This window comes from Psychrobacter sp. NPDC064578 (assembly GCF_044901245.1).
GTDB lineage: Bacteria > Pseudomonadota > Gammaproteobacteria > Pseudomonadales > Moraxellaceae > Psychrobacter > Psychrobacter cibarius_C.
On sequence record NZ_JBJDPI010000002.1, the window covers coordinates 167480 to 194376 of the forward strand.

Here is a 26897-nt window from a genome sequence, read left to right on the forward strand (position 1 = left end):
TTGTGTTGCAATGCCTTATACTTTTAAATCTCTATGATTTAGAAAGAATATTTTTATCACTCTCTAGAGATTATTAGCGTCTACTACTGTGATTTTATACTAAAATCAAGCGTATAGGAAACTTTTTCATACTTACTAACTTGTTTTTATTAACGATTAAAGAAAATACCTTTATCCTGACAATGTCTTTTCACTTGTGCATAAACTGCATCAGCATCTAAGTTAGAGCTATCTAGTAGTAGAGCATCTTCTGCAGGCTTTGATGGTGCAGTCGACCGATTCTCATCACGATCATCACGAGCTTTAATTGTCGCTAAAATCGCGTCAAAATCTGCCGTCTGACCAGCATTTATTAACTGTGTTACGCGGCGCTCGGCACGCGCTTCAGCACTGGCAGTCAAATATACTTTTACATCCGCATCTGGGAACACCACCGTTCCCATATCGCGACCATCAGCGACCAATCCTGAACGAGTTGCCATATCTTGTTGCAACTTTAGTAATGCTTGGCGAACTTTTGGAAATACGGCTATTTGTGATGCATAGCCGCCCACGGTTTCATTACGAACCTGCTCACCAACCGCTTCACCATTCACTAAAATATCAACACGTCCTGATGCATTGTTAGGTACAAAAGCAATCTCTAGGCGCTGCGTTAATGCTAATACAGCCATCTCGTCAATGGCTTGGATTCCGTCTGCCGCAACTAATCCCGCTTCAAATGCTTTGAGTCCAACGATACGATACAGAGCACCTGAATCCAGCAGTTGATACTTCAATGCTTGGGCCAAACGCCACGTGACCGTACCTTTACCTGCTCCACTTGGTCCATCAATGCAGATAACTGGGTAGCGCAACACTGGCGCTTGGTTATCATTACTGCCAGAACTAAAGTTATCAAGTATAGCGTTATCAGCTGTAGAAACGGTCATAATACTCACTTAATAGTAGACGATACTGATACGGCTTAGTACATGCTAGCTGCAGAACAATATTTACTTATTTATCAAACGCTTGACAATTAATTCATCATTTCGTCATCAAATAGGGCGATATTATAGCAAAAAAACTTACCCATCACTAGCAGCAAGACTGATATCTTGTTAATTGCTTATATTGTCTTTCTTTTTTGCCGCTTTTCGTCGTTCACGGAAAAAGGTCTTAAGCATCTGGCTGCTATGCTCACGACATAAGCCATTATGTACTTCGATAGCATGATTATAAAAAGGCTGTATCGGTAAATTTATCTGACTACCAACCATACCCGCTCGTGGCTCGCTTGCTGCATAAACCAATCTATCGACCCGCGCATGAATGAGCGCTCCGATACACATCGTACAAGGCTCTAAGGTAACGTATAACGTTGTCTGTAATGGTAAACGATAGTTTTTTAAGCGCGCACACGCTTCTCTTAATGCGACAATCTCCGCATGAGCGGTCGCATCGTGACGCCCAATTGGTTCATTAAATCCTTGACCAATAATCTGCTGATCGTGTACCAGTATCGCTCCTACCGGCACTTCTCCACGCTCAGCACCTTGCCTAGCAAGTTTAAGAGCTATGTTCATCCAGCTCATATCTTGAACTGACCAAAATGCGCTGGCTTGCATATCTTCAATAACTAACTGACTATTTGCGGTTGGATGTGGCTTCAAGCTTATATTTTGTATATATTTCATTTATTTTGACAACTATTGCGGTAATTGCCAATCGATAGGCGTTTGCCCATACTGTACCAGATAATCATTGGTCTTAGAAAACGGCCTGGAACCAAAGAATCCGCCACGATTGGCAGCAAGTGGTGATGGGTGTACAGCGGTCAGAATAAGATGCTTATCAGTATTGATATATTTGCCTTTTTTCTGGGCTTTACTGCCCCACAATATAAATACGGTATGTTCTGTTTGTTCATTAACCACATCAATCACCGCATCGGTAAACTGCTCCCAACCTTTATTTTGATGGCTATTTGGCTCACTTTCTCGCACGGTCAGAGAGCTATTTAATAGCAAAACTCCTTGCTGCGCCCAGTAAGTCAGGTCGCCATGTTTTGAGGGTGCTATACCAACGTCGCTCGCCATCTCTTTTAACAAATTATTAAGTGAGGGTGGCTTTGGAATGGCTTTGGGCACTGAAAACGATAAGCCCATTGCCTGCCCTGGCCCATGATAAGGATCTTGACCTAGTATCACGACTTTAACTTGTGATAAAGGGGTCAGGTTTAACGCGTTAAATATTAAGGGTGCTGGTGGATAGATACTACTTTCTGATTGATAGGCTTCTTTTAAAAACGCACGCAAGTCGTCCATATTGTTAGAAGTTAACTCGTCTGCTAATGCCGTTTTCCAATCTTCTGGCAAGCGTACATTGTCTAAAATCGCCTGCTTTTGTGCTGGCGTTTTTGGCGTTTGTTCATCGAATAATTCCATATTATGTCCTTTTATATTTGTTATCGATTAGATAAATATCGAATGGGGGAGCGTGAACCAATCTCGCACATGAATGGGAGCTCGTGATTTCATACGTTGGTTTTGTTATGAATTATAGCAATAAAAAAACGGCTACCACAGTAACATGGTAACCGTTGTTATTACATTAGTAGCAAAAACTTAGCTGGCGAGTGACTCAGAGTCTGGATGTGGCTCATGAGTCTCAACGACCGTCAAGATAATACGACTCTCCGCTGACCCTTTATCTGTAGACTTATAATCCGTCTTACCACTGTACTTATCAAGCTTAACAGAATCACCATCTTGTTCATCATTAGCTTCAGGCTCTAAGGTGAGATGTACTACCCCACCATTGACCAAATCACCAAACAAAATCATACTCGCCAATGACTTTTTAATCTCATCTTGAATCAGACGCTGCATTGGGCGTGCACCCATTAGGCGATCATAGCCTTTGTGAGCCAAGTAATCGCGTACTTCGTCATCAATCTCTAAGGTGACTTGTTTATCATCAAGCTGAACTTGTAGCTCAACCAAGAATTTATCAACCACAGATACCACCACGGAGGTATCTAATGGGTTAAATTGGATGATGGCATCTAGACGATTACGGAACTCTGGCGTAAAGACACGTTTGAGCGACTCCGTATTATCACGGCTATGGTCTTGCTGAGTAAAGCCCATTGAAGAGCGGCTAATACTATCAGCACCGACGTTGGTCGTCATAATCACAATGACTTGCTTAAAGATAGCCACACGACCATTGTTATCAGTCAACGTACCATGATCCATGACTTGCAGTAACAAGTTGAAGACATCAGGATGGGCTTTTTCAATCTCATCAAGCAATAACACACAATGTGGATGTTGATTGATTTTTTCAGTCAACAAACCACCTTGATCATAACCGACATAGCCAGGAGGCGCACCAATCAGACGTGAAGCAGTATGCGCTTCCATATACTCTGACATATCAAAACGAACTAACTCGACACCAAGTAGGTTCGCTAACTGACGTGAAACTTCGGTTTTACCCACCCCAGTAGGACCGGCAAACATGAAGGAACCAATTGGTTTATCCGGTGCTTTGAGACCGGCACGCGATAGCTTAATGGCGTCGGCTAAGGTTTCAATTGCCTCATCTTGACCAAACACTAAGTGTTTAAGATCACGATCTAAGTGCTGAAGAATACTCTTATCATCACTTGATACTGACTTGGGGGGAATACGTGCAAGCTTGGCAACAATCGCCTCAATATCTGCCACATCGATTTTCATCGGTGGTTTTTTCTTAGCCTTGGCACTTTTTGACTCACTGAACGATTTGGCACGATCATTAGCTTTTGCAGTTTCCGCTTCATCCTGCATTTCGCTATCGCTATACGTGTCACCACCGAGACCCTCAACATCGGCATCAATCTGAGCATCAAAATCTTGCTCTATATCCGCAATGAAGCTTTCTTCTGCATCAATATCATTAGCATCAGGAATTACGCCTAAACGCTTATAGGCACCTGCTTCGTCAATCACATCAATCGCTTTATCTGGTAAAAAACGCTCGTGAATATGCTTAGCAGATAATTGAACGGCGGTGACCAACGCTTCATCGGTATATTCAACGTTATGAAATTCCTCATAACGAGGCTTCAGACCGCGTAAAATATCAATTGTATCGTCAACACTCGGCTCTTTGACATCAATCTTCTGAAAGCGACGTGACAGTGCATGGTCTTTTTCAAACACTTGACGGTATTCGGTAAAGGTAGTTGAGCCGATACAGCGCAGCTCACCATTAGCAAGTGCTGGCTTAATCAAGTTTGATACGTCCATATTGCTACTCATTGACGACCCTGCGCCAATAATCATATGAATCTCATCAATAAATAGGATTGCATTGGGCTTTTTCTTTAGCGCATCAAGCAGTGACTTCATGCGTTTTTCGAAATCACCACGGTATTTAGTACCAGCGATTAATGAGCCGATATCAAGGCTATAAATCACGCAGCCATTCAATGGTTTCGGTGCTTTATCATTAATAATCAACCACGCCAAGCCTTCAGCGATAGAGGTCTTACCGACGCCAGGCTCACCAACCAATAACGGGTTATTTTTACGGCGACGACACAGTACTTGCGCGGCTCGCTCAATTTCAGGGCCACGTCCAATTAGTGGATCAGTCTTACCTTCAGCAGCACGCTGGTTTAGGTTGGTCGCAAACTCAACCAAGGGATCTTTACTGGTTTTTTCTGAGGCACTACGGCGTTCGCCCGTCATAGAAGCACGTGGCTCGGATGGCTCGTCTTTATCTTGACCATGTGATAAGTATTGGGTCAACTCAAGACGACTAATACCCTGCTTTTTGAGCAAATAAACGGCATAAGTATCGTGCTCTGAAAACATAGACACTAGGATATCTGAGCCTTCAACAAGGCGACCACCACCAATAGATTGTACATGGAAAATAGCACGCTGTAGAATACGATCAAAGCTTTGGGTTGGCTGCGGTGACTGCTCGGTGTCTGCGTCTACCGTTGGCGTATGCTTATTGATATAAGCTTCTAACTCGGTGCGCAGCGTTGAAACATTGGCATTACAGGCAGTTAATGTATTGGCAGCGTGAGTATTCTCTAATAACGCCAATAATAGATGCTCAACAGTGAGGTACTCATGCGATTTTTGGCGCGCAAGTGTCATTGCTAAACGCAAAGAAACTTCAAGATGACGACTTAACATAACGACTTCCTACGGTTATACCTATCTTTATAATTGATAGCTTTATGAATGAGTTAGTAAGTAAATCAGGGCGACAGATGGATTGTTCAAGGGCTGAATCTGTATTATCAAAAGACAGCGCTAAATGATATTGACCATGTATTACTCAAGTAGCAGTGCTATCTACTTATCACCAATTAAGCGTTTTGATCACTCATACTTGCTTTTCTTTATCTCAACACGATACTTAAGAAGAGTCAATCTATTAACACAGACTAAAATGTATCAAGGCGTACTGCGCATCAATATTTATAGTAACGAAATAGTATGAAAGCTTCAAAAGCTGAGCAAATAAAGGATAAATGGGTAATAGAATAATAAGTGAGAAAGTGAAGGATACAAATGACTTTTTTAAGCCATCAGCTGATTAAATTATAGAAAAATTCAAGTTAATAGGATGACTAGAAAATAATACGAGTGCAGCAATCATTTCTATAAAATTTAGACAGCTGTTTGACGTGATTGCTTAATATAGATAAGGGTATATTAGAGAAAAATCAAGGTTAGGAAGTTTTTATAGTAAGGAATTCATGAGTGACTGCTTGGATACAGAATACCTATCAAGCTCACAATGAGCAGTTTTTAGAGCTTGATAGGGTTTCTAAACGATAAAACCATTGGAAATAATAAGATAGAAACACGAAAAGAAGATAGAACTTTAAATTCATGTTTACGCTATTTTCTTATTCGCCTTGATGTGGCTCAATCTGGGTCAATAATGGATAGCCTTCACGATGTGCCAGACTGTTTACTTTTTTGGCTTTGGTCTCAGCGATATCTTTAGGATAGATACCAGCAATGCCTTTGCTACTGTTATGAATCGTTAGCATAACTTCGACTGCCGAATCCATACTATGACGAAATTCGGACTGCAAAATATAAACGACGAACTCCATCGGCGTATAATTATCATTATACATAACGACGGCATACATAGGCGGCTTAGCCACTTCTGGCTCTGCTACCAGTACATCTGCTTGTGGCGAGGTTTCGCCTTCCGTATCGCCATCTTGTGCACGATGAGCAGGTATAGTTGGAAAGTGCCAATCAGCAACAGTTGGCAACGCTTGCAATAGGGTTTGTTTCATCATAATTGGCATACAAATTAATGGTTATATTTATAACGGAATAAAGGATGCTAGCAGAGGTTGGCAAACGCAATGCTTATTATAGCGCTCTTAAATATGAATAGATTAAGGCTCAATCGGGCTTTCGTCGACTTCGGGTAAATCTAAAAGTGATAGCGGCATATTATCAACTCGGTCGCCAAGCTTCCAATCATAGAGCTGCTCCACTTGTTGCCCGCCAGCTTGTAAGCTGAGTTTGACTTGTAACGGTTTAAAGCCTGATGGCATCATGAAACGACCACGAATACGAACGATACCTTCAATAGTATAAACTGGAGGATCTAGCGGCACCTCTACAAAATCATCGTCATTGAGCAACATCAACGTTGGCTTTAGGCGTTTGGCTTTGCCATCGCTAGCAAGCATGCCTATATCGAAACCATATTCAAAGGCATTTTCAGGTAATGGCTCAATCTTTGCCGCTATTACTTGTAAAGGTATGCCGCCTTTGTCACGAAGGACATCAGCATATAATTCATTCAGTTGAGAGACTTGTCTATTCTCAACCGTTAATTCTTGCTGGTTTTCACGCAACTCTTTGATGTTCGCCAAGCTAATCGCCAGCTCCTGCTTAGCAGTAGCCGTTTGATTGGCCGCTATTTTATGACTAAGACGTAAATCTTCAAGCGCTTCTGTTGCCTCAGTGCTATTGATCATCGCTTGCTTGGTTTCAGTTTGCATAGAATGAAAGCCACGCTGATATCCTAATTTATGACCGAATATCAATCCAACAATGGCAGTCACCAATATGACAACGACAAAGAGAGCCAACACCAATGTGGATGCCCCTTGTTGGCTACCACCTACCTTAGTTACTGAACCAGCATTGGTTTTAAGAGAATGCGGACTACGCTCTAAATGATACAAATCAGAGTCTTTGCACGATGAAGGTGCGGGCTGTGAGCAAAAGCGTCGTACAAGCTTGACACGCATTTAGACAATATCTCTTAACAGTAATGGCAATATTATAGCGGAATTTATAATCAATACCTAGCACCATAAATGTGAATGATTTGACCACAGCTAAACATCTGCTACGGAACAATAGGTGCAAAGTTTAGACCCATTGTTTCATCGAATCCGAACATGACATTCATATTTTGTACCGCTTGTCCTGCTGCGCCTTTTACCAAATTGTCTTGTACGACAATCACTGTCAATTCCGCACGTTCATTGTCTTGATGCACAGCAATGCGTAAACGATTGCTGGCGCGGACACTACGGGTATCTGGATAAATACCTTTTGGCATGACATCAATAAACGCTTCTGATTCATAGCATGTTTCAAATATCTGCTGCCAATCAATAGCAGCACCCGCATCCGTCAGCTCAAGATGAATAGAGCTCAGCATGCCACGTATCATCGGCACAAGATGCGGTAAAAAACGAATGCGATGGGTGAACTGGCTGTCTAATAGCTGCGCCACGCCTTGCTCAATCTCAGGCAGGTGACGATGTCCTTCAACGCTATAAGCTTTAAAGTTATCAGTAGTTTCAGCATAATTAAGCGCAAGTGAAGCTTGGCGACCAGCGCCAGAAACACCAGACTTTGCATCGATAACGATGCGTGATTCCACCAGTCTCTCTGCTTGCTTATTTTGCATATCGATTATTGGTTTCAAACCCAAAATAGCAGTGGTCGGATAACAACCCGGATTACCGACGACTAAAGCAGTGGCAAGTTTATCGCGATTGACTTCAGGTAAACCATAGACAGCTGTCTTTAATAGCTCAGGACAGGCATGCGACTGCTGATACCAGTGTTCAAAATCGGACAGTGACTGCAAACGAAAATCAGCAGCCAAATCAATGACTTTCACACCGGCTTGCGTTAGCGCCTCTGCTTGCTTCATCGCTACGCCATGTGGAGTGGCAAAAAAGACCACATCACACTTTTGCAGCGTTGCAAGCGTCTCATCGCCCAAGTCGCTAAAGACAATATCTGATATACCGCGTAAGCTTGGAAATATCTCATCAGCGCGTGTACCAGCTTCGCTACGCGAGGTTAGCAAATCAATAGATACTTCAGGATGCGCAGATAACAAGCGAATCAGCTCAATACCCGTATAACCTGTACCACCAACAATCGCTGCTGAAATCATAAGATATTCCTTTTTATTTTACTTGGTAAATATCAGTGTTTGTTAAACAAATCTTAGATAGAAAGCTCGCTTATATGCCTGAACTTTGTCATTTTTGGATTCAAGCGGCTTTAGATTTTATAATCGTGCACCGCATCGATGAATACTTTGGCATTGTCAGGATTGACCCACTGCGTAATACCATGACCTAAGTTTGCTATATAACCGGTTTTTTCGCCGCTCGCATAAGCACTATCAAGCATTGCATTTACTTCAGCACGAATCGTCGCAGGTGAACCATACAATGTTGCTGGATCCAAATTACCTTGAATGGCTTTACTACTCTGTAGTTTTTTATGCTGTTTGGTCAATTGACGCTGACTTTCAGCCAATACTTGGCGTGCACGATCAATGGGCATCGTCCAATCTAATCCTAAAACATCGGCTTGACTATCTGCTTGCACATCCAACCATAACCCACCACCTTTGGTAAATAATACCACTGGTATCTGCGGATGGCGTACTTTTAATTCAGCGACGATACGCTTATTATAAGCATGAGAAAAATCGATAAACTGACGATGGCCAAGCGCCCCGCCCCAACTATCAAAAATCTGTAGAATTTGAGCACCAGCGACCACCTGTGCATCTAGATAATCAATGACAGAAGTGGCTAATTTATCTAATAATTGATGCAAGAAATCAGGGTTGCTATACAAAAAGCCTTTAGTATAACGATAGTCTTTTGAGCTGCCGCCTTCAATCATGTAGGTGGCCAATGTCCATGGACTACCAGAGAAACCAAATAAAGGCACTTGACCATTTAGTGCTTTGCGGATGCTCTTCACCGCACGCATGACATAATCAAGAGAATCATTGGGTTCAAGTACTGGCAATCTATCTAAGTCTGCTTGCGTACGAATAGGATGTTTAAACTTAGGGCCTTCGCCCGCCTCAAAGTATAAGCCTAGACCCATAGCATCAGGTATGGTCAAAATATCGCTAAATAAGATAGCAGCATCTAAATCATAACGGCGTAGTGGCTGTAAAGTGACCTCAGTGGCGCGGTCCGTATCTTTGCACAGGCTCATAAAGTCGCCCGCTTCTGCACGAGTGGCCTTATATTCTGGTAAATAACGACCAGCTTGACGCATCATCCAGACTGGCGTGGTGTCTATTGATTCAAAGCGTAATGCCCGTAACAATCTGTCGTTCTTTAAAGGCGCAAAATCTTGCTGAATCGAGTTACTATTGTCTGAAGCACTCATGTACAAATCTCCAAAACAACACCGCATTCATGATCATCAATGAATACGGTGCTGGATAAAATAAGTTGAATAAAAGAATATTAGAACGTTTAGATAGCGACAATCTATTCTAAAAAACCACAAATAATGAGATATTTGCTAATAACAATTTATTGGTTAATATCTCTCGTATTAACAATCATAAAAACAATAATCATTAAAAGTATTTGTATTTTTTAGAGCGTCATTTGCCGTTAGTCTTTAATCAATAATATCGTGCTCATATTTGAAATCGGATGAATACCATGAATGGTCTACATGGTCAGCGCTAAGTTATCGCGGTGTACCATGACCACACGCTCTTCATTATTACCAAGGATTCTATCAAACTGCTCAGTACGCTCACGAGCCACTCTGCAAGCATCACGAGATGAGAAGTTCACTTGTCCAACCGCTAAACGCTCGCCCGTATCTTGATGCACCACCTCAACCACGTCACCTTCATCGAAATCACCGCGTACTTCCACAACGCCGACCGGTAGCAAGCTCTTGTGATGCTCAACGACAGCTTTTGCTGCGCCTGCATCGACTATTAGAGTGCCTGACATACGTAAATGTGCGGCAAGCCACTGTTTACGCGCAATGATTTTGTCTTGATCATTGGTAGTCAATAAAGTACCAACCGCTTCGCCTGATACCACACGAGTGATAACATCATCGATAGCACCGCTCACGATAACGGTTGGACAACCACCCATCGCTGCAAGACGACCAGCACGAATTTTGGTCAGCATACCGCCGCGACCAAGCTTGCCACCATCTCCTGCAATATCAAATAGGTAATCCGCCATCGCACGCTCTTGGCGAATCATTTTTGCATTAGGATTGTCACGTGGGTTGTCCGTAAACACCCCATCTTGATCAGTCAAAATGATATATAAATCGGCATTGACCATCGCCGCCGCCATCGCGCCCAAAGTATCGTTATCACCAAATTTAATTTCATCAATGGTAATGGTATCATTTTCATTGATGACTGGGAGCACGCGCCACTCTAGTAATTGTGTCAACGCGCCCGTCGTATTGAGATAACGGCTACGATTAGACAAATCATCATGTGTTAGTAGCAGCTGCGAGCTTTGAATACCATGTTGGATTAATGCTGACCACCACGTTTCAATCAAACCCATTTGACCAATAGAAGCACAGGCCTGTAGTGCTGCTAGTTTCTTCGGGCGTTCCTCAAGGTTCATTCGTACCACACCTTCAGCAACGGCACCTGACGATACCAGTAGCACTTCGACGCCTTGCTTATGCAGCTTGGCAATCTGCTTTGCCCACTCGTATATGGCAGTTCGATCCAGCCCTCGACCGTTATTGGTTAACAACGATGAGCCAATCTTGACAATAACGCGCTGAATATCAAAGTTGCGAGTTTGTTTAATAAACCTTGCTTCTTCGGTCGTGTTTTCTATGTCACCTGCCATATAAACTCCTGTCTCTCATGTGAATTGATTACGGGGATTGATCTAAAAAACTCAAGTATATCAGCTCAAGCGTGTTAGCTTAAGGAACATAAATGACCTCGACACCATCTTCGTCGTCATCGTCAAAATCAGCATCGTCGTCGCTTAAATCTACACCTTCGCGAGCCGCTTTACGAGCCGCACGATAGGCTTCACGCTGCGCCTCAGTGTTTAGACGTACTTCTACTTCTAAGCGCTCAAAACGGGTTCTTTGTGCTTCAGCGAAGATAGGATCTTCTAGTTCACGCTCACGCTCTAGTTCAATCTCATTCATTAAATGGTATTTAACTGCATCAGTCCCTTCACCCATTAAGGTTGACGTGCGAAATACATCGCCTGTCCAATCAAGCTCGGCGACAATATGAGTACAAAGCTCATCTAACTCTTCGTCAGGCACCTGATCAATTTTGTTTAATATCAAAATCTGGGGCAAGTTGGATAACTCAGGCGAAAAACGCTCAAGTTCATTCAAGATAACACGAGCGTTGGCTACCGGATCGCTGCCATCAATTGGCTTTACATCAACCACATGTAACAGACGACGAGTACGAGCCACATGTTTTAAGAAACGAATGCCAAGTCCAGCACCTTCTGAAGCACCTTCGATCAAACCTGGAATATCTGCCATCACAAATGAGCGATGACGACCGATATCAACCACACCTAGATTCGGAACGAGGGTGGTAAACGGATAGTCAGCAACTTTTGGTCTAGCAGCAGAGACTTGACGAATAAAGGTAGATTTACCAGCATTAGGCAAACCAATCAAGCCAACATCAGCCACAACTTTTAACTCAAATTTAAGAACTTTTAACTCACCTTCAAAACCGGACGTCGATTTACGCGGTGCTTGATTGGTAGAGCTCTTAAAATGGGTATTGCCCAAACCACCATCACCACCTTTGGCAATCAGTAACGTCTGACCAAGTTCAATCAAGTCACCCAACACTTCGTCAGTTTCGGTATCAACTACCGTGGTACCGATAGGTACTGGTAAAAACAAATCATCAGAGCCCTTGCCTGAACAATTTCTACTGTGACCATTCTCAGCGCGCATAGCATCGTGACGGCGGGTATAACGATAGTCCACTAGGGTGTTGGTGTTATCCTCTGCAATGACGTAAATATCTCCGCCCTTGCCACCATCTCCACCATCAGGTCCACCACGTGGGACATACTTTTCTCGGCGAAAACTGGCGATTCCGTTACCACCGTCACCTGCTTTTACCGTTACGACGGCTTCATCAATAAATCGCATCTTACGTTCCTTTATTTACACTCTAGTTTATAGACTCAATAGCAGTCATATACTGCTTTTTTGCCTATAGGTATCTTTTAAAAAATAGGAGACTTGCGTCTATGTTGCTATATATCATTATATCATTGCTTTATTTATGACAATAACACCCGATAACCAATTGGACTATCGGGTGCGGTATATATTAACTTAAAAAATCACATCTATTTGTCCATGCTAAAAGTGACTATCAAAGTACTTTCTTATGAAGAGTACCTCAATATTAAAAACTCACTACTGCTGTACAAATGTATTAAGCTGGAATCTGTGTATAACTGATGCCTGCCATTTGTGTGGCTAAACGTAATACTTGCGTACTATAACCAACTTCATTGTCATACCAGATATAAACAATGGCATGATTGTCGGTCAAAATAGTCGCTTGGGCATCAACGATACCTACATGGGTATCACCAACAAAATCCGTCGATACCGCTTCAGTAGAATCTGTATAAGCAATCTGTGTTTGCCACTGACTGCTATTAGATACTTTACGCATAAACTCGTTTAATGCATCAGCATTTTCTGGTGCTGTTTTAAGATTCAAGTTTAAAATCGCTAAGCTGACGTTTGGCGTTGGTACACGGATGGCATTACCCGTTAGTTTACCACTAAGCTCTGGCAGTGCTTTACCAACCGCTTTAGCAGCACCCGTACTGGTAATAACCATATTCAATACAGCACTACGACCACGGCGATCCGCTTTATGATAATTATCAATCAAGTTTTGATCGTTAGTGAATGAGTGAATCGTTTCAACGTGACCGTTTTCGATACCGTATTCATCGTTCAATACTTTTAACGTTGGGGTGATTGCGTTGGTGGTACAGCTCGCCGCACTGACGATGGTATCTTCACCGACTGTTTCGTTATTTACACCATAAACAACGTTTTTAATCTCACCGCCAGCTGGGGCTGTTAATAGGACTTTTTTCACACCAGTCGATTGCAAATGCTTGCCAAGACCCGCTTCATCTTTCCAAATGCCCGTATTGTCAATCACTAACGCATCATTAATACCGTAAGCCGTATAATCAATCTCGCTTGGATCTTTAGCGTAGATAACCTGAACAAAGCGGCCATTGATAATCAAGCCGTTGTTTTCATCATCAACCACCACGCCACCAGCAAAGCTACCATGAATCGAATCACGCTCTAGCAATGAGGCGCGCTTGGCCAAATCGCCAGATGCCGCAGGACGTACAACGATGGCTTTTAACTGCATACCTTTAGCACTTGACGCTTGTGATAATAGCAGGCGAGTTAAGATACGACCGATACGACCAAAACCGTATAGCACAACATCAGTCGCAGGATTAACAGTAGTGTCATCATTATTAACGGCTTGAAGTGCTGCTTGTAAATCACTGTCATTAGCGATTAATTGACCAACATCAACCTGTGCAGACTGAAGCTTATCATTGGCCGCTAGCGCTTTAACCATGGCTAAAGTGTCAGCGATATCAATAGATTTAGCGTCTTGGTTACGCAAGGCTACTTTTTGATGCAATGCCAATATTTGACCAACTGACGTCGTATTTAACGTATCACCGAACAAGGTTACTTGTACGTCTTGCTCATTATAGAGCTTATTCAATAGCCCCATCAGCTCAATCGCTTGTTGCTCTTGATTGTTGTAGTTGTTTAAGTGGTCTTGATGTAATTGGCGTAAGGTATCAGCGTTGCTCACGAGAAACATCCTTATGGTCAGTAATGTGTGATCAGTAAATGATAGAGAATACAGATTAGATAGATTATGTGTGGTCTACGCAATCACTCTAGTATGGCAACCGCACGATATCGGTGTCAGTTATTGATGTAGAGTATTGAGATCGCCTAGATTTTAGCCTAAAACGGCCTATTTTGCCAGTGATAACCGATCTGCTAGCGCTTATAAAGCATTTTATTGAGTTGTGCAGGTTATTATGAAAATAAAGGCAGCCAATTATGCTGCCTTTTTGTTTATTATTGCCAGTATCAAATAGTGGATGATAAAGCGACATTACGATTTAACACAGTATCCAGTAAGTGATGCTCGTTATGGAACGAGGCTAACTGTTTGATTGGTCTGCGAGGTTAACTTAAATTCTTTTAAGTCATAGCCTTGCTGTTGAGCGATTTGACGATATTTGGCATAGGTTTCTTGAGTGACGTTTGGCGAACGCGCCAATAACCATAAATATTTTTTATCAGGTGTTCCTACTAAAGCAGTCTTGTAATCAGCATCACGTGCTAGTACCCAATAGTCGGCACGACCAACTGGCAACCAACGAATCCACGATGGTAAAAATGTGACCTTTAACTTGCTGCCTGACTCATCAACAGGCTTAGCGATACCCTCAGAAGTAATACCAGAACCGTCTTTCTGTACGCATTTATTAGTGACTATGATACCTGAACCGTCGGTTTTTTCCGTATAATTGGCGGTGACATCACTGGCACAATTGCGCTGAAAATACATGGGCAAACGACCTATCTCATACCATGTTCCTGCATACTTTTTTAGATCAACGCTATCCACTGTGGTCGGTGTACTTGCAGACTTATGAATGATGGCGCTTGGCTTAATTGACAACGTCTCTGTGGTGGTTCTATCCGTAGTGGCGTTAGCAGTTATATCAGCTGTAGCATTAACCGGTGGCGTCGCCGCATACGCTGAAAATGCGGCTAATGGTATGATAATAGCTAGGGCTATACCCGTATGCTTGATAAGTCCATTCATAAATATACGCTCCGGTATTTCTTTGTATGATGAGTAAGTAGAGGTTGATGATGAATCAGCATTTTGCTTTGAATGGTGGTTCTGTCCAGATTCTTTTTCGCTCAACTCTTGTGACCATTTATAATCGTTAGTGCAGTGACCACTAACGAAATCACTGCTTTCGCTATGTTTTGAATCGCCGTCTTTATTATTGTTGCTGTTAATCATAGCAGACTCTTTTGCCTGTACAAGGCTCTTATCGGCGCTTTTATATCCAAAATAGTGATCTTGCGAAGACGTTTTTTTTGCCAAATGGGTACAATATTGGTCATTTAGATTATCATGGTTGTAGCTAGCATCGTTGCTGGCGTTACCTGTCTGCCGTGTACTATCCTCATTGAGATGATAGTGGCGCGACTGGGTAGTCTGCTTAGATTGAGAACCAGCTTCCTTTGTATCAGACCATGCTGATTGAGGTAACTTATTGGTTTTCATAGAGGTACCATTATTGATAGTGACTGTTAACTACTCTTCTTATATGCCCCATATGTACTCTCATCTTCTTTGCGTCTTCAACTTTTAAAAATATATTGAATGTAAAAGCTGGCGCTGCAAAAACCAAATATTATGAGAGGGCTTAAGAGGTATATTGATAAGCAATTCGCTTATAAGAATATAGAGTAAGTACTCTTTGTTTAGGTGATATATATTAATGGCAGCTCGACTATTAAAACAGTGTCGCAATGTAGGAAAAAGCAACGGTTTGTAAGTAACTATGCGTTTATGCAGTAGAATAAATACCGAATAAACACATAGTTACTGATTGGATAAATATATTAAAAATCAATTACTTGCCCTAATAGATGCCAATTAATGGCAATTCTGGTTCAGAACTGGTCAGCATTGGTGCCAACACTTCCTCTATTAGTTTTTTACTATTCAAAGAACTGTCGAATACCAGCAACACTGATACCACCATGCTCTAATACTTGATGAATCATCACAGGTGATAAACCACCCAAACCGATAATCGGTATGTCAGCCAATTGTGCCAATGCTGACCATGATTCCCAACCAAGTGGCACAGTATCAGGATGTGTATGGGTGACTAGTACAGGAGACAAAAAGGCGCCAATGACGGGCGGTAATTGCTGTTGTAACCGAGCATGAGCCAGTTTATTGGCAGCATCAATACTGGCGGCATCATGACAACTGACTATTAACGGATAATTTTTAGACAGCACTCTATCTTGTGTATCCTCCGACCATTGCAACAATTCGGTATGAGACAGCTGATTGGCAACGATTGAATTGGCAGTGGTTGTATCTTTCATTGCTAGCGGCGCTTCAATGGTTAAGGTCTGTCCATTGACATCACAAGGGACAATCGCCTTAATATCTGGACGCATATGCATCAACTGCGCTGCTATACTTGCTGAGCCAGCTGCCTTTATTCGAATATATACCCAAGCATTGGCTGTTAGCTTGTTTTGATGAAAAGTCAGCCATGCGGCCACTGGATCAGGTGAGGCATCAAAATGCGTCAATGGATAGGTAATTGCTATCGTTGTTGGCACACTCAGCCATTCGAGAATCGTCTGGTTAGCAGCGGGTAAATGATACTTTCCTGCTAATAAATCTGCCTTATTTACCCACGTTAGCGCCTGACCTTCTAGCCCATATTGGCGATGCTTATGCTGCTCATACTGCTGCGCGGTCAGCTCAACCTTATAAATCTGTAAACTGACCTGCTTATCACCATAATCATGATGCAGACGTCCAAGCTTGACCATCGTATTGTCACAAATTTCAATGCCTGTCTCTTCAGCGACTTCCCGAATTAATGCCTGCTCGGCGTTTTCATTGGTTTCTATTTTGCCACCTACAAATTCATAGCGGTTGCCTTGATGCTGGGCGGCATTTCTAAACCCAAGTAAATATTGGGCTTTATGATGAATGACCGCAACTGCCACGTTTACGATAAGTACTTTTTCGCTATTAAATGAGCTATCAACGTGGTTGTCTGCTTCATTTGGCATCGGCGTCTCCTTTATTACTGTTTTTTTAAAGTGCGATTTAGATAGATTTATACCTTCAAAAAACCAAGTCAATTTAAAACCAACCTATTGATTTATAATAACAATTTGCTAATTTTTATTTATTTAAATCTCATTTACAAAAATTGCTTTAGATAAGTTTACACAATGACTGCATTTTATTTTATCAATTACCTTGCAAAATCCTTCAATGTAAATGATAATTATTATCGTTAAAGATAGTTACTGTATCGCCACTACTATTCAGCCATTTTTTATCAAAAGGAATTTACTATGAGCATGGTTATCTCTCGTTACTTGAATTGCCGTGAAAACCGTTTACCAACTTTACAATCACAACACTTATTTGCACTCACTAAAGAAGTGCGTATCGAGCATGAGGGTGAAGAGTATCGATTACGTTTAACACGTAATAATCGCTTAATTCTGACTAAATAGATTAATATCATTCATCATCAATATTAGGGCGTGTCCTCATTCTAAAAATGGTGATAAAAATGAGATAAATTGCCGTCAAACAAGGAAAATAGCGCCGATAATATCGAGATATTAGTCAACTATTTGACGCCGTTTGGCAAGATTTAGCCATTTTTAACCCATTTAGATAACTATCGATTGAATTGAGGACACGCCCTAGCCTACCTATAAAAAAACGCCTTCATTCAAAGGCGTTTTTTATTGCATAAAACGATGTGATTTAGAACTGCCAACTGTAAACCACATCCACCGCGTTTTCTGCCGCTGAGGTTGCCTCTACATAAATACGTCGAGTTAACTGATAACGAATAGATAAGCTATTTTGAGCATTAAACACCCCTACTCCGTAGCGTATATACAAGTCAGGCGTCACGTAACCGGTGACGTTGACGTTGGTGTCTTCACTACTGCCTGAGGCATCAACGGTCAAGCTCTGAAAACCAAAAATCTGACCGATTTGATTGGTTAGATTGCGCGTGCCACTCAATCCAAAGCTTAAGCCCGCGGCGGCTAGGTTATTCGTCACTTGCGATTTAAAGCCTTGCTCACTGATTTGGGTGGCGCCCTTGTTATTAATTCGACCTGTCACCAAAGCATTCATCGCCTGCTGCTGGGTCAAACCTGCATTATTAAAGACAATAATATTGGGGCTTTCTGTATTGCCTTTGACACGCACACCTACGGTTTTGCCACTGATCGTTTTAACCGCCTCAATACTGAGGTTAGGTTTCATCACATCACCGTTGAAGCGCACTTGTCCGTAGTTAAGCTCTAGGTTCTGACCAAAAGCGTTGATATTGGTACGACGTGATACTTGCACCACCCCTTTTGCACGCATGACACCCGTGCCAGTTTGAGTGATATTAATCGCACCAGCTAAAGGAATAACGGCACCAAAACCACGGAAGTTGATATCATCACCCAAGTCTACACCGATATCCGCATTGATTGACCAAGGTTTCGATATTGCCAATACCTCGTCAATATTGCCAATGAGACGACGATCAAGAACCACTGCATCTTCAGTTTGAGTAATGATATCTTCGCTGGCTTCTGGCGGACGAATGGTCGCTGACGGTACGCTGACCGCCCCTTTAATATCGACATAACGATCGCCTGGACGCACGATGATATCAATATCAGGGTTGATTTCTGCCACTAACAATGGTGGCTGAGTAATCACCAAACGCTCGCCGCTAACGCTAAGCTTCGCTTGGAGTTTTTGTTGCCAATTAACGGTACCAGTCAAAACCCCTTTACCCGTACCACTGCTGAAGGTTCCATCAATAGTCGCTTGCGTACCACGAATTTTGGCGTCAGTATTTACATTGGTTAAATTAATGGGCAAATCAAGCATCGCAATACGGCCATTAGCAAGTTTCACATCGCCATAGAATTGCGGCTTATCTAATGTACCGCCCAATCCTCCTGCCATCGTGACATTGCCCTCTAGCACTCGCATACCTGGGAAGAAAGGCTTGAATATCGCAAGGTTAAGCTCATTCAATACCAAAGCACCCGAAATTGGCTTAGGCGTCTTATAAGGATCAACGACCACTTCAGCATAGCCACGCGCACCGCCACCAGTATTGATATCGGTACGTAGTTTGATGCCCTCAGGGACGGACAATGCAATCAGTGAGACCCGCTTATAAGGCAGAGTGACGGGTAAACTATCACCATCTTGAATCAAGCCGATTTTGCCGTTGTCTGAATACAGCGTGGTATTAATCGTCGGTGGACGACCACGTTGCCAGCCAACAATCGCCTTACCATTAATTTTGCCATGCCAGTCGATATCTTTGGGTAAAAAGACCGATAGTAATGACGTATCTAGATTTTGTAAGGCAATATTCACCTCACCTTTATCAGGTGACGCGATTAAGTTTTCACGTAAGCATACCTTGCCCGTTTGATCGGTGGCTTGCCAGCAGTGCGCTGCCAACTGTACTTTTAAATCGGTAGTATTGCCATTTTGATTATTGGGTAAATCAACAATTAACTGCGCTGGCTGTAACTGATTTAAGGTCGCATATTTGGATTGAACACGGCCTTTACCGATGACGCCAGACCAGCTCAATTTATCCCGATTGAAGCCGCCTTTAAGCCTTGCGCCAATCGTGAGCTGCTCATTGGCAACGTCAAGATTGACCACATGCGCCTGCTCAGTACCATTAAAAGTTGCTTTAACGCTTTTAAAACTCTGTCCAGCTGCATCTAAGCCTTCAGCGGTGATAATCAGCTGACTTGGGCTGTTTGCCAAATTGACCAGCTTACCGCGCACGCGACCTTGGCGCAAAATAAAGCCCGGCAGTGCAATCCGCTCACCAACTAAATCGATATAAATGGTTGGCAGCGCTTGTCCTGCTGGCTGTGATAAGGTCGCACCGCCAGTGACTTTGCCAGCCAATTTATCTGACAACTGATCCAGACTGGTGATATTAATTTTGGTTTGTAATTGCTTAGCATTGCCATTAGCAGTGACATAATTATCACCCCACCGTAGCACTAAATTATCCGCGTTTAAGCTGTCTATCAAAGCATTTACTTGCTTATATTGCGCCTGTGCATCTTGCGTTTGTAGACGCCTGAAATAGCTTGCCAAATCTTTTGGCAGACGCATCTTCGCTGCTAAGCTACCTTTGGCACTAAGCGGTTGACCCTTTAGCATACCTCTTAAATCAATTTTTTTGATATTAATGATTTGCTGCGAGTCACTCCAGCGCCCATCCGTATCGATAGTGCCGGTGATAAGGCTTGGAGTATCTTTGAGGAAATAACCAATATTAAAACGATCCATCACTGCATCAACATCCCACGCAATGCCTTGACGTACATCAACCGTCCCTTTGGCGTCAATACTGCCTGCCGCGCCCACATGACGGAAACGCTTGATACGAATCAGCTGATCATCACCACTGGCATCAATGGTTAGCTTGCCCGCTGGCAGTTGCTCAGCATCTAGCACTCCATCGAAATTCACCGCAAAACGTTGCAGTTTGCCTGCGGCATTTTTACTATTCTTAGGCGCAGTTTGCCACTCGCCGCTGGTCTTCAAGTCACCGGTAATAATCGCTGGATTGTTGGGTAAAAAATAACCCAAATTAAATTTATAAAAGCGACCATCTATGGTCCAGCCGATATTTTTACGCAAATCGATGACGCCCTTGGCATTCACTGCGCCCGCTTCACCGTTGTAATTGAGCTTACGAATACTAATAAACTTTGGCGTGCCAGCCGCATCAATAGATAGGCGTCCTTTTGGTACATCTGCAGTATCGACTTGCCCATTGAAGCGCGCATCGAACATAGACAGCTCGCCACCAACGATATCGATTTTGGCATCACCCGCACCCGTTATACCAATAGCACGGCCATCTTGAGTCGCATCAAGTTGCGCCTGCAAGTCGGTATCGTTTAAGGTAATAATATGACGCTGACCACTAACGCCACCTTTAGTAATAGTCAATAAACGACCACGCGCGCTGACACTACCGGTTAGGCGCTCAAGCGGCAAATCACTTCGATACTGTTTGGGTAATAATCCATTGGTACGCGCATCTATCTGCCATGTGAGCGGACGCTTTTTATTTGCCAATTGAATCTGTCCAGTACCTGATAAGTCGCCCACGACCCCTTTATAGTTCAGGCGATTAATGTCGATGACATCCCCAGCTTTGCGCACGCGCACATCATAGTTGCCTTTAGGAGCGGCATTCAATTCATTAATGACCGCATTGGCATCTACTGATAACCGTGAGCCACGAATGATGACATCCGCCTGTCCACGCGGACTATCAATATTACCGATATTAGGCACATCGCGGCGGATTAGGTTTTGCCATTTGGCATCGATATACCAAGGCGCTACCTGTGTCGACTTCGCTGACGTTTTGCCTTGGACGATATTAGCATTCACATGCTCGCCATCACGTTGACGCAAATCTGCATCAAGCTCTATGTTACCAGCGCTGTTTTGCTGCTGATAATGTAATGACAGTCGACCATTCAGCTTTTGCGGTGCATATGCTTTGAAATCAGCATAGTCATCAGGAATAACGCGGCGAATATCAAAATTGCTCCCTGTCGCTCGTACTTTTGCATCAAAGCTGTCTTGCCAATCTAAAATACCTTGCAGAATTAAATTTCCAGCTGGCACCTGAGCATCTAAGCGATCAATACGTAACTGACTGTTTGCAATAACGGCGCGACCTTGATAGTGACCAGACGGAATGTCTTTAGCCGTCAGCTCAGTATTGATACGCAGACGTATTTCAGAGATCACCCCTGTCGCGGTAGCAGTACCACTTTTTAAACGAATTTTTTGGCTTTCCGCATAAGGGATCAAAATATCATCCCATTGCAATTTTGCCTGGAATGGCGAATCCTGATCCAATCCTTGGACAACAAAACCACCGCTCACATCGCTGTCATTGTAGCGACTACGAACTTTACCGACCGTACGTTTTAGCGTTCCTGTTGCTGTGATATTCAATGGATCAACGTAGGCTTTTTCTAGCGCACTGACTTCTGCAATCGCGCTTAAATCTAGCGGATAGTCGCCTTGTAAATCAATTTCACCTTGTAAGGCACTGATTTTGACGATATCAGCATATTGTAAATCGCCGCGACCAACCGTTACTATGCTACCGACCCATGTTAAATCACGGGCAACAATACCCTGCACAACGATGGGCTCTTTGGTCACTTGTTTATAAGTAATATTTTTTATTTTAGCGTGATCAAAGCGTAAGTTCACTGGTAGCTGTAACGTTTTATAATCGAACGGCTCACCCGTTGGTGGCTTGTTATTGATAATCTCAATGGTTTGTATGTCTGCATCACGCAGATGCACTTCTTTGGCAAATATGGCACGCCAGCCTATCTTGACGTAAGCTTTATCAACCAATACTTCAAGGTCTTCAGTCGCCTTGATATCGATATCAGTGACCCAGATACCATCACGTAAATTACCGCGACCATATTTAAAATCAATGCCCGTCTCAGCACTGACTTTCTCTAATATAAACTTCGTACCCGACTCTGTGCCCATTGCGTAAAAAAACACAGCAAACATGATGGCCAGCACAATTAAAATAAGCACCAGTAATTTGAGCAAAAATGACAGCGGATACCAACGTCTGACGGCACGAGCATCGCGCTGTGCTGGATCTTCATCTGGGGCATTATTAGGCGGGGTATTTTTTGTCAGCATGACACTCAACTACGTTAAAGAATGGTCACCGGCAATCGGCACGATAAATAAGGAATACAACGGATATTGCTAATAGCGCGTGTTGAACCTGTCTCTATGTCACTAACGGAGACGACTTAATAATGTTCAATACGCGCTAAATGATGTCACTACTGGATTGCATGGCTATAAAGGCGAGCCAATAAAGAAATGCAGTCTAACGGGTATGCTTTCTTCTGTCACCCCAGCCGCCACATCAACTCTTACCACACCGACTGGCGATGCCCAGCGGATACCAACACCGACGCCGACCTTTGTCTCAGTCTCGAAGTTTTTATCGTAAGCATTACCCACATCAGTGAAGAATGCCCCGCGGAATCCTGGTTTAAATTCATAATTATACTCTGCACTACCAACCGCAAGCACTTGCCCACCAGTCAAATAGCCTTTGTCGAGCGGTGACAAGCTCTCATAGTCATAACCACGAATACTTTGATCGCCACCCGCAAAGAAGCGTAATTTATAAGGCACATCATAAAAATCATCTGCCCAGATGTAGCCCGTATTCAGACTGCCCAGCACTTGATGCTTTTGCTCATCGCCAAAACTATAAATGCCGCTGACACCCGCGCGAATGATTGCCATATTAGTGTCGCTAAGGGCTTTATCAGCCCCTGCTTCAAGCGAGTAATACTGACGCATACCGCGAGTCGGATTGGTCACGCTGTCTACATCGGTTTTGTTCATACCATAACCAAATAGCAGCGCTTGCTGCTTAGGCTTAGAGGAAGTAAAGCGAATAGGTAGATCGTCCAATTCTGTTTCATCGACCCCAGTCTCTAGCTCATCTAAACGGTAATTCACAGAGTAGCTGCGATTCCAGCCACTATCACGGCGAATATTACGCGCCAATGCTGCTTTTAGCGTCGTAGTAGATAAGTCGAAGTTGCCTTCACCTTGGTCGATGACCTCTTCTTCATAGGTAAGACGCGCATCTAATTTATCGTTAAGTGGATGTTTCCAAGGTCGACTGGCATAAACAGCGACGTTTTTAGTAATTCTGGAAACTTCGGTCTCTGCACCAGCTTGATAGCCTTTACGATTGAGCAAATTATAGTCTATTTTTGCCGTCGCTCGCACGCCCGTATCTGTGCCGTAACCAAGACCTACTTGGGCATCGCGTGGCTTACTTGAAGAGACAAAAACATACAACGGTACTTTTTTACTTTCTGCCACTTGTTGCGGCGTTTTTCGACCAGCCAGCGTTGGTGGTACAAAGTTTTCATCAGTGATTAAGCTTTCTTCATCAGGGAATATTTTTTGCGCAATATTACTGATGCCGTCGCTTATTTTACCCAAAAGATTGTCCGCTTCTTGGTCTTTTTCATCCAATACACGGTCATTTGGTAAGCGGCTCAAGCGCTCTGCTTTTTGTTTGATAGCTTGTAGTTTATCAAGTGTTGCTGCATCAGCTTCAAAATCGATCGCCGCAATGTCGGCGGGATTGACTGTTTCACCGCTATTGGCAGTCGTATTGTCCTCACTCTCTGCATTATTTTCATCACTGTCATCAGCGCTATTGTCATTATTAACACGGCTACTATTAGAAGCAGCTGAACTTTCAGCACCATTATTGCCCGCAATTTCTGAGGCGCCATCACTATTAATATCGTCGTCGAGTGTGCCGCTATTATTGGTAGGTGTGTTATCAAAAGCCAAAGTACTGGCTTCACTGCGTTCATCTGGCGGCAATATCGACTCAACGTTGACTGTATTAAAATAACGAGTCGCTGATAAGTCATTGCTAAACTCGGTCACCGCTGGACGATAAAAAGGATCGCCGGACTTAAAGTCAAACAACTGTTGTAATAGTGACAACTCAACAGGTAGCTTGTCAGGATCTTGGGTTAAGGTGTTGGTTTCTTCATCGTATGTAAAAAACACAACGTCATCAAACTCATAACGATCACCAGTGTTGTAGACCAGCGACACATCTGCTGTATTATCTGGCAAGATAATATCAACGGATTTGTTGAGCCAATATTGATCAAAATAGCCATAAGTATTACTCAGCGACTCAAGAGCCGCCTTGCTATCTTTATAAACACGGTGATTGAAGATATCACCCACTTGTGGTGGCAAGTCTTTTTCAAGTGCTATATATTCTGGTTGTTCACTGCCTTCACCGCGAATCTCAACAATACGGCTGTCCACACGTACCGGCTCGCCCAGCTCTTCGATAATGACATCGATCGTGTCAGCATTGCGCTGACGTAGGCGTAACGTAATATCATAGTAACCCACTGCTTGGGCTGCCTCTAATGCTGTTTGGCGCAGGCGTGGCAAGGCGGCCGTAAAGTCGGTAACTGACTGAACCGTCGTATCATCAAGGGCAGCCTTGATGTTTTTCATGGGCTGAACGTCATTGTCCGCTTTGGTGAGCTTTGGCTTACCATTGACAACACCTTCAGCGGTCGCCTGCCGTAGATAAATTGTAGTATCTACATGTGGTAATGCCATCACACCTGCATTGAATAAACGGTTATAAAGGCGTTTCACGATATTGCCTTTATTACGCGCCATTGGCTTGGGCTTACTGGCTTGTTCGATACTCTGGTTTATTCCCTGAGAGTCCGCTTGATAGTCTGGCAAGTAGTCATCAGGATTGATGATATCTGACGTTGTACCATCTTCGTTGGTCTCATCACTGGCATTGGCGACAATCTCATTATCGAAAGTACCGGTTCCATCCACGCGTCCACTACTGACAGAGTCGCTAACATCGATCGGACGCGACATAACTTCAGCCGTCTGTGCACTTTCAGCAGCGCTCTCATTCCTACCTAATGTCTCAAGGTTGTTAGGAGTTGGCAGATTGGTCGCATCCAAATCCACATCTAAACCAATAGGCGGGGTTGTATCATCTAATGTAGCAATTGGCGCGTCAAAATCGCGATCGTTGTTGCTGATATCATTATTATTGTTATTAATAACGTTGGTACTATTAACGTTACTGCTATTAACGTCCGTACTACTATTGATGTCATCAATATCTTGGGCATTCTGCATATCCATCGCAGCGAGCTCACGATCAATCTCTTCAGGCGTCATCATCTGATAACCCTGCTGCTGTATGGCTGCGGCTTGTTGCAACAAGTCATCATTGGCGCTATTGGAAAGATCAAGCTGAGCATTATTTTCGCCAGTCATATCATCCATGGCATTTGCCTGAGAATTGGCCATGCCCTGAGGCTGAGCAGCTGGTTTTTTAGCGCTTTTACCTTGAGCATCAGACTTCTTAATGCCTAGGCTTTGTTCGCTGTACTCATCCAATACTGACTGATCGATAATGCCCTGCTCTACTGCCTTTTTTAGGCGCAATGCATCCAAAGCGATATCGAGCTGAGTATCATCATCTGACAGTGTGGTCGATTGATTGCTGGTTGATTGAGTACTGGTTGGTTGAATATTTGATTGATCGACAGCTATTTGATTGCTCGTAGGTGGTTTAGGAGAACTGATATTATTTGTGGTATCAGCCAATGCAGCAGGTGCCATACCGAAACCCACTAGGCTGGTCGCTAGCGCAGTGAAAAGTGCTGAACGCGTAAAATGAATGCGCGGCGAATTGCCATGAGTTGTCACAGCTGCTGCACGACGTGTTTTTTGAAGACGGTTACTCTGAAAATCTTGAATTTTAATATCCTCTCGAACATTATCCGTATCACACTGCATCATCGATACATTGCGCGCGAGCGTTGAAGGCTGGTATTTCATTTGTATTTCCTATCACCTCACGCGGCACAATATTATGAACGATAACAATCGCCTAGTCTTACCGGTGAATAAACTTATAGCCGTTGGCTGAATTATGGTTTACTGTCTTGCTTTGGATAATGACCGTTTATAACGCAAACCTTGGTGTCAGATTAGCGCCATGTTTTTATCAAAATATGGACATGCGTGAG

The 26897-nt window shown here is 43.2% G+C and carries 16 protein-coding genes; 1 reads left to right on the forward strand and 15 read right to left on the reverse strand.

The genetic code is table 11. The annotated features are described in order from the left end of the window. Positions 1-149: 149 nt before the first annotated feature. The 13 genes from cmk to ACI2JM_RS02725 form a co-directional block, all read right to left on the reverse strand. A complete protein-coding gene (cmk, locus tag ACI2JM_RS02665) occupies positions 150-932 on the reverse strand; it encodes a (d)CMP kinase (RefSeq protein WP_404641903.1) in 783 nt (260 codons plus the stop codon). Positions 933-1103: 171 nt separating this feature from the next. After that, a complete protein-coding gene (gene tadA / locus ACI2JM_RS02670) occupies positions 1104-1679 on the reverse strand; it encodes a tRNA adenosine(34) deaminase TadA (protein ID WP_404641905.1) in 576 nt (191 codons plus the stop codon). A gap of 12 nt (positions 1680-1691) precedes the next feature. After that, positions 1692-2429 carry a uracil-DNA glycosylase gene (locus ACI2JM_RS02675; protein WP_404641907.1) on the reverse strand — a complete coding sequence of 246 codons (738 nt, stop codon included), beginning with the start codon at positions 2427-2429 and terminating at the stop codon, positions 1692-1694. Between the two features lie 180 nt (positions 2430-2609). Beyond that, positions 2610-5183: an AAA family ATPase gene (locus ACI2JM_RS02680; RefSeq protein WP_404641909.1), complete on the reverse strand. Its 2574-nt coding sequence runs from the start codon at positions 5181-5183 to the stop codon at positions 2610-2612. A gap of 722 nt (positions 5184-5905) precedes the next feature. Continuing rightward, positions 5906-6313: an ATP-dependent Clp protease adaptor ClpS gene (locus ACI2JM_RS02685; RefSeq protein WP_238034418.1), complete on the reverse strand. Its 408-nt coding sequence runs from the start codon at positions 6311-6313 to the stop codon at positions 5906-5908. Between the two features lie 102 nt (positions 6314-6415). After that, a complete protein-coding gene (locus ACI2JM_RS02690; RefSeq protein WP_404641911.1) occupies positions 6416-7282 on the reverse strand; it encodes a hypothetical protein in 867 nt (288 codons plus the stop codon). A gap of 101 nt (positions 7283-7383) precedes the next feature. Further along, the gene (argC, locus tag ACI2JM_RS02695; protein WP_055124420.1) at positions 7384-8451 is read right to left on the reverse strand and encodes an N-acetyl-gamma-glutamyl-phosphate reductase; all 1068 of its coding nucleotides are present in this window, start codon (positions 8449-8451) and stop codon (positions 7384-7386) included. Positions 8452-8561: 110 nt separating this feature from the next. Then, positions 8562-9698: a uroporphyrinogen decarboxylase gene (gene hemE / locus ACI2JM_RS02700; RefSeq protein WP_404641914.1), complete on the reverse strand. Its 1137-nt coding sequence runs from the start codon at positions 9696-9698 to the stop codon at positions 8562-8564. Between the two features lie 293 nt (positions 9699-9991). Beyond that, positions 9992-11164 (reverse strand): glutamate 5-kinase, encoded by a 1173-nt coding sequence (proB, locus tag ACI2JM_RS02705; protein WP_045445028.1) that lies wholly within the window; start codon positions 11162-11164, stop codon positions 9992-9994. Positions 11165-11243: 79 nt separating this feature from the next. Further along, entirely contained in the window at positions 11244-12461 is a 1218-nt protein-coding gene (cgtA, locus tag ACI2JM_RS02710; RefSeq protein WP_055124422.1) for an Obg family GTPase CgtA, read from the reverse strand. A 292-nt stretch (positions 12462-12753) separates the two neighbouring features. After that, a complete protein-coding gene (locus ACI2JM_RS02715; RefSeq protein WP_404641917.1) occupies positions 12754-14199 on the reverse strand; it encodes a glyceraldehyde-3-phosphate dehydrogenase in 1446 nt (481 codons plus the stop codon). 339 nt (positions 14200-14538) lie between these two features. Beyond that, positions 14539-15696, reverse strand: coding sequence for a lipocalin family protein (locus tag ACI2JM_RS02720; protein WP_404641919.1), 1158 nt, complete (start codon positions 15694-15696; stop codon positions 14539-14541). A gap of 440 nt (positions 15697-16136) precedes the next feature. Then, positions 16137-17240, reverse strand: coding sequence for an NUDIX domain-containing protein (locus ACI2JM_RS02725; RefSeq protein WP_087814605.1), 1104 nt, complete (start codon positions 17238-17240; stop codon positions 16137-16139). Positions 17241-17537: 297 nt separating this feature from the next. Here ACI2JM_RS02725 and hemP point away from each other — a divergent pair, with 297 nt between their 5' ends. Then, the gene (hemP, locus tag ACI2JM_RS02730; RefSeq protein WP_227672156.1) at positions 17538-17696 is read left to right on the forward strand and encodes a hemin uptake protein HemP; all 159 of its coding nucleotides are present in this window, start codon (positions 17538-17540) and stop codon (positions 17694-17696) included. Positions 17697-17955: 259 nt separating this feature from the next. On the opposite strand, the gene ACI2JM_RS02735 is transcribed toward hemP, so the two are convergent. Together ACI2JM_RS02735 and ACI2JM_RS02740 are read right to left on the reverse strand one after the other, a co-directional pair. Further along, positions 17956-22950 (reverse strand): translocation/assembly module TamB domain-containing protein, encoded by a 4995-nt coding sequence (locus ACI2JM_RS02735; RefSeq protein WP_404641921.1) that lies wholly within the window; start codon positions 22948-22950, stop codon positions 17956-17958. 165 nt (positions 22951-23115) lie between these two features. Beyond that, complete coding sequence (locus ACI2JM_RS02740) at positions 23116-26706, reverse strand: autotransporter assembly complex family protein (protein WP_404641923.1); 3591 nt, start codon at positions 26704-26706, stop codon at positions 23116-23118. Positions 26707-26897: the final 191 nt, after the last annotated feature.

What these genes read in the sequence shown, in the direction of transcription:
- ACI2JM_RS02675 (WP_404641907.1), bottom strand. Translation starts at nt 2,429, where the DNA reads ATGGAATTATTCGATGAACAAACGCCAAAAACGCCAGCACAAAAGCAG.
- ACI2JM_RS02690 (WP_404641911.1), bottom strand. Translation starts at nt 7,282, where the DNA reads ATGCGTGTCAAGCTTGTACGACGCTTTTGCTCACAGCCCGCACCTTCA.
- cgtA (WP_055124422.1), bottom strand. Translation starts at nt 12,461, where the DNA reads ATGCGATTTATTGATGAAGCCGTCGTAACGGTAAAAGCAGGTGACGGT.
- hemE (WP_404641914.1), bottom strand. Translation starts at nt 9,698, where the DNA reads ATGAGTGCTTCAGACAATAGTAACTCGATTCAGCAAGATTTTGCGCCT.
- ACI2JM_RS02715 (WP_404641917.1), bottom strand. Translation starts at nt 14,199, where the DNA reads ATGTTTCTCGTGAGCAACGCTGATACCTTACGCCAATTACATCAAGAC.
- argC (WP_055124420.1), bottom strand. Translation starts at nt 8,451, where the DNA reads ATGATTTCAGCAGCGATTGTTGGTGGTACAGGTTATACGGGTATTGAG.
- proB (WP_045445028.1), bottom strand. Translation starts at nt 11,164, where the DNA reads ATGGCAGGTGACATAGAAAACACGACCGAAGAAGCAAGGTTTATTAAA.
- tadA (WP_404641905.1), bottom strand. Translation starts at nt 1,679, where the DNA reads ATGAAATATATACAAAATATAAGCTTGAAGCCACATCCAACCGCAAAT.
- ACI2JM_RS02740 (WP_404641923.1), bottom strand. Translation starts at nt 26,706, where the DNA reads ATGAAATACCAGCCTTCAACGCTCGCGCGCAATGTATCGATGATGCAG.
- ACI2JM_RS02720 (WP_404641919.1), bottom strand. Translation starts at nt 15,696, where the DNA reads ATGAAAACCAATAAGTTACCTCAATCAGCATGGTCTGATACAAAGGAA.
- hemP (WP_227672156.1), top strand. Translation starts at nt 17,538, where the DNA reads ATGGTTATCTCTCGTTACTTGAATTGCCGTGAAAACCGTTTACCAACT.
- ACI2JM_RS02685 (WP_238034418.1), bottom strand. Translation starts at nt 6,313, where the DNA reads ATGATGAAACAAACCCTATTGCAAGCGTTGCCAACTGTTGCTGATTGG.
- ACI2JM_RS02735 (WP_404641921.1), bottom strand. Translation starts at nt 22,950, where the DNA reads ATGCTGACAAAAAATACCCCGCCTAATAATGCCCCAGATGAAGATCCA.
- ACI2JM_RS02680 (WP_404641909.1), bottom strand. Translation starts at nt 5,183, where the DNA reads ATGTTAAGTCGTCATCTTGAAGTTTCTTTGCGTTTAGCAATGACACTT.
- ACI2JM_RS02725 (WP_087814605.1), bottom strand. Translation starts at nt 17,240, where the DNA reads ATGCCAAATGAAGCAGACAACCACGTTGATAGCTCATTTAATAGCGAA.
- cmk (WP_404641903.1), bottom strand. Translation starts at nt 932, where the DNA reads ATGACCGTTTCTACAGCTGATAACGCTATACTTGATAACTTTAGTTCT.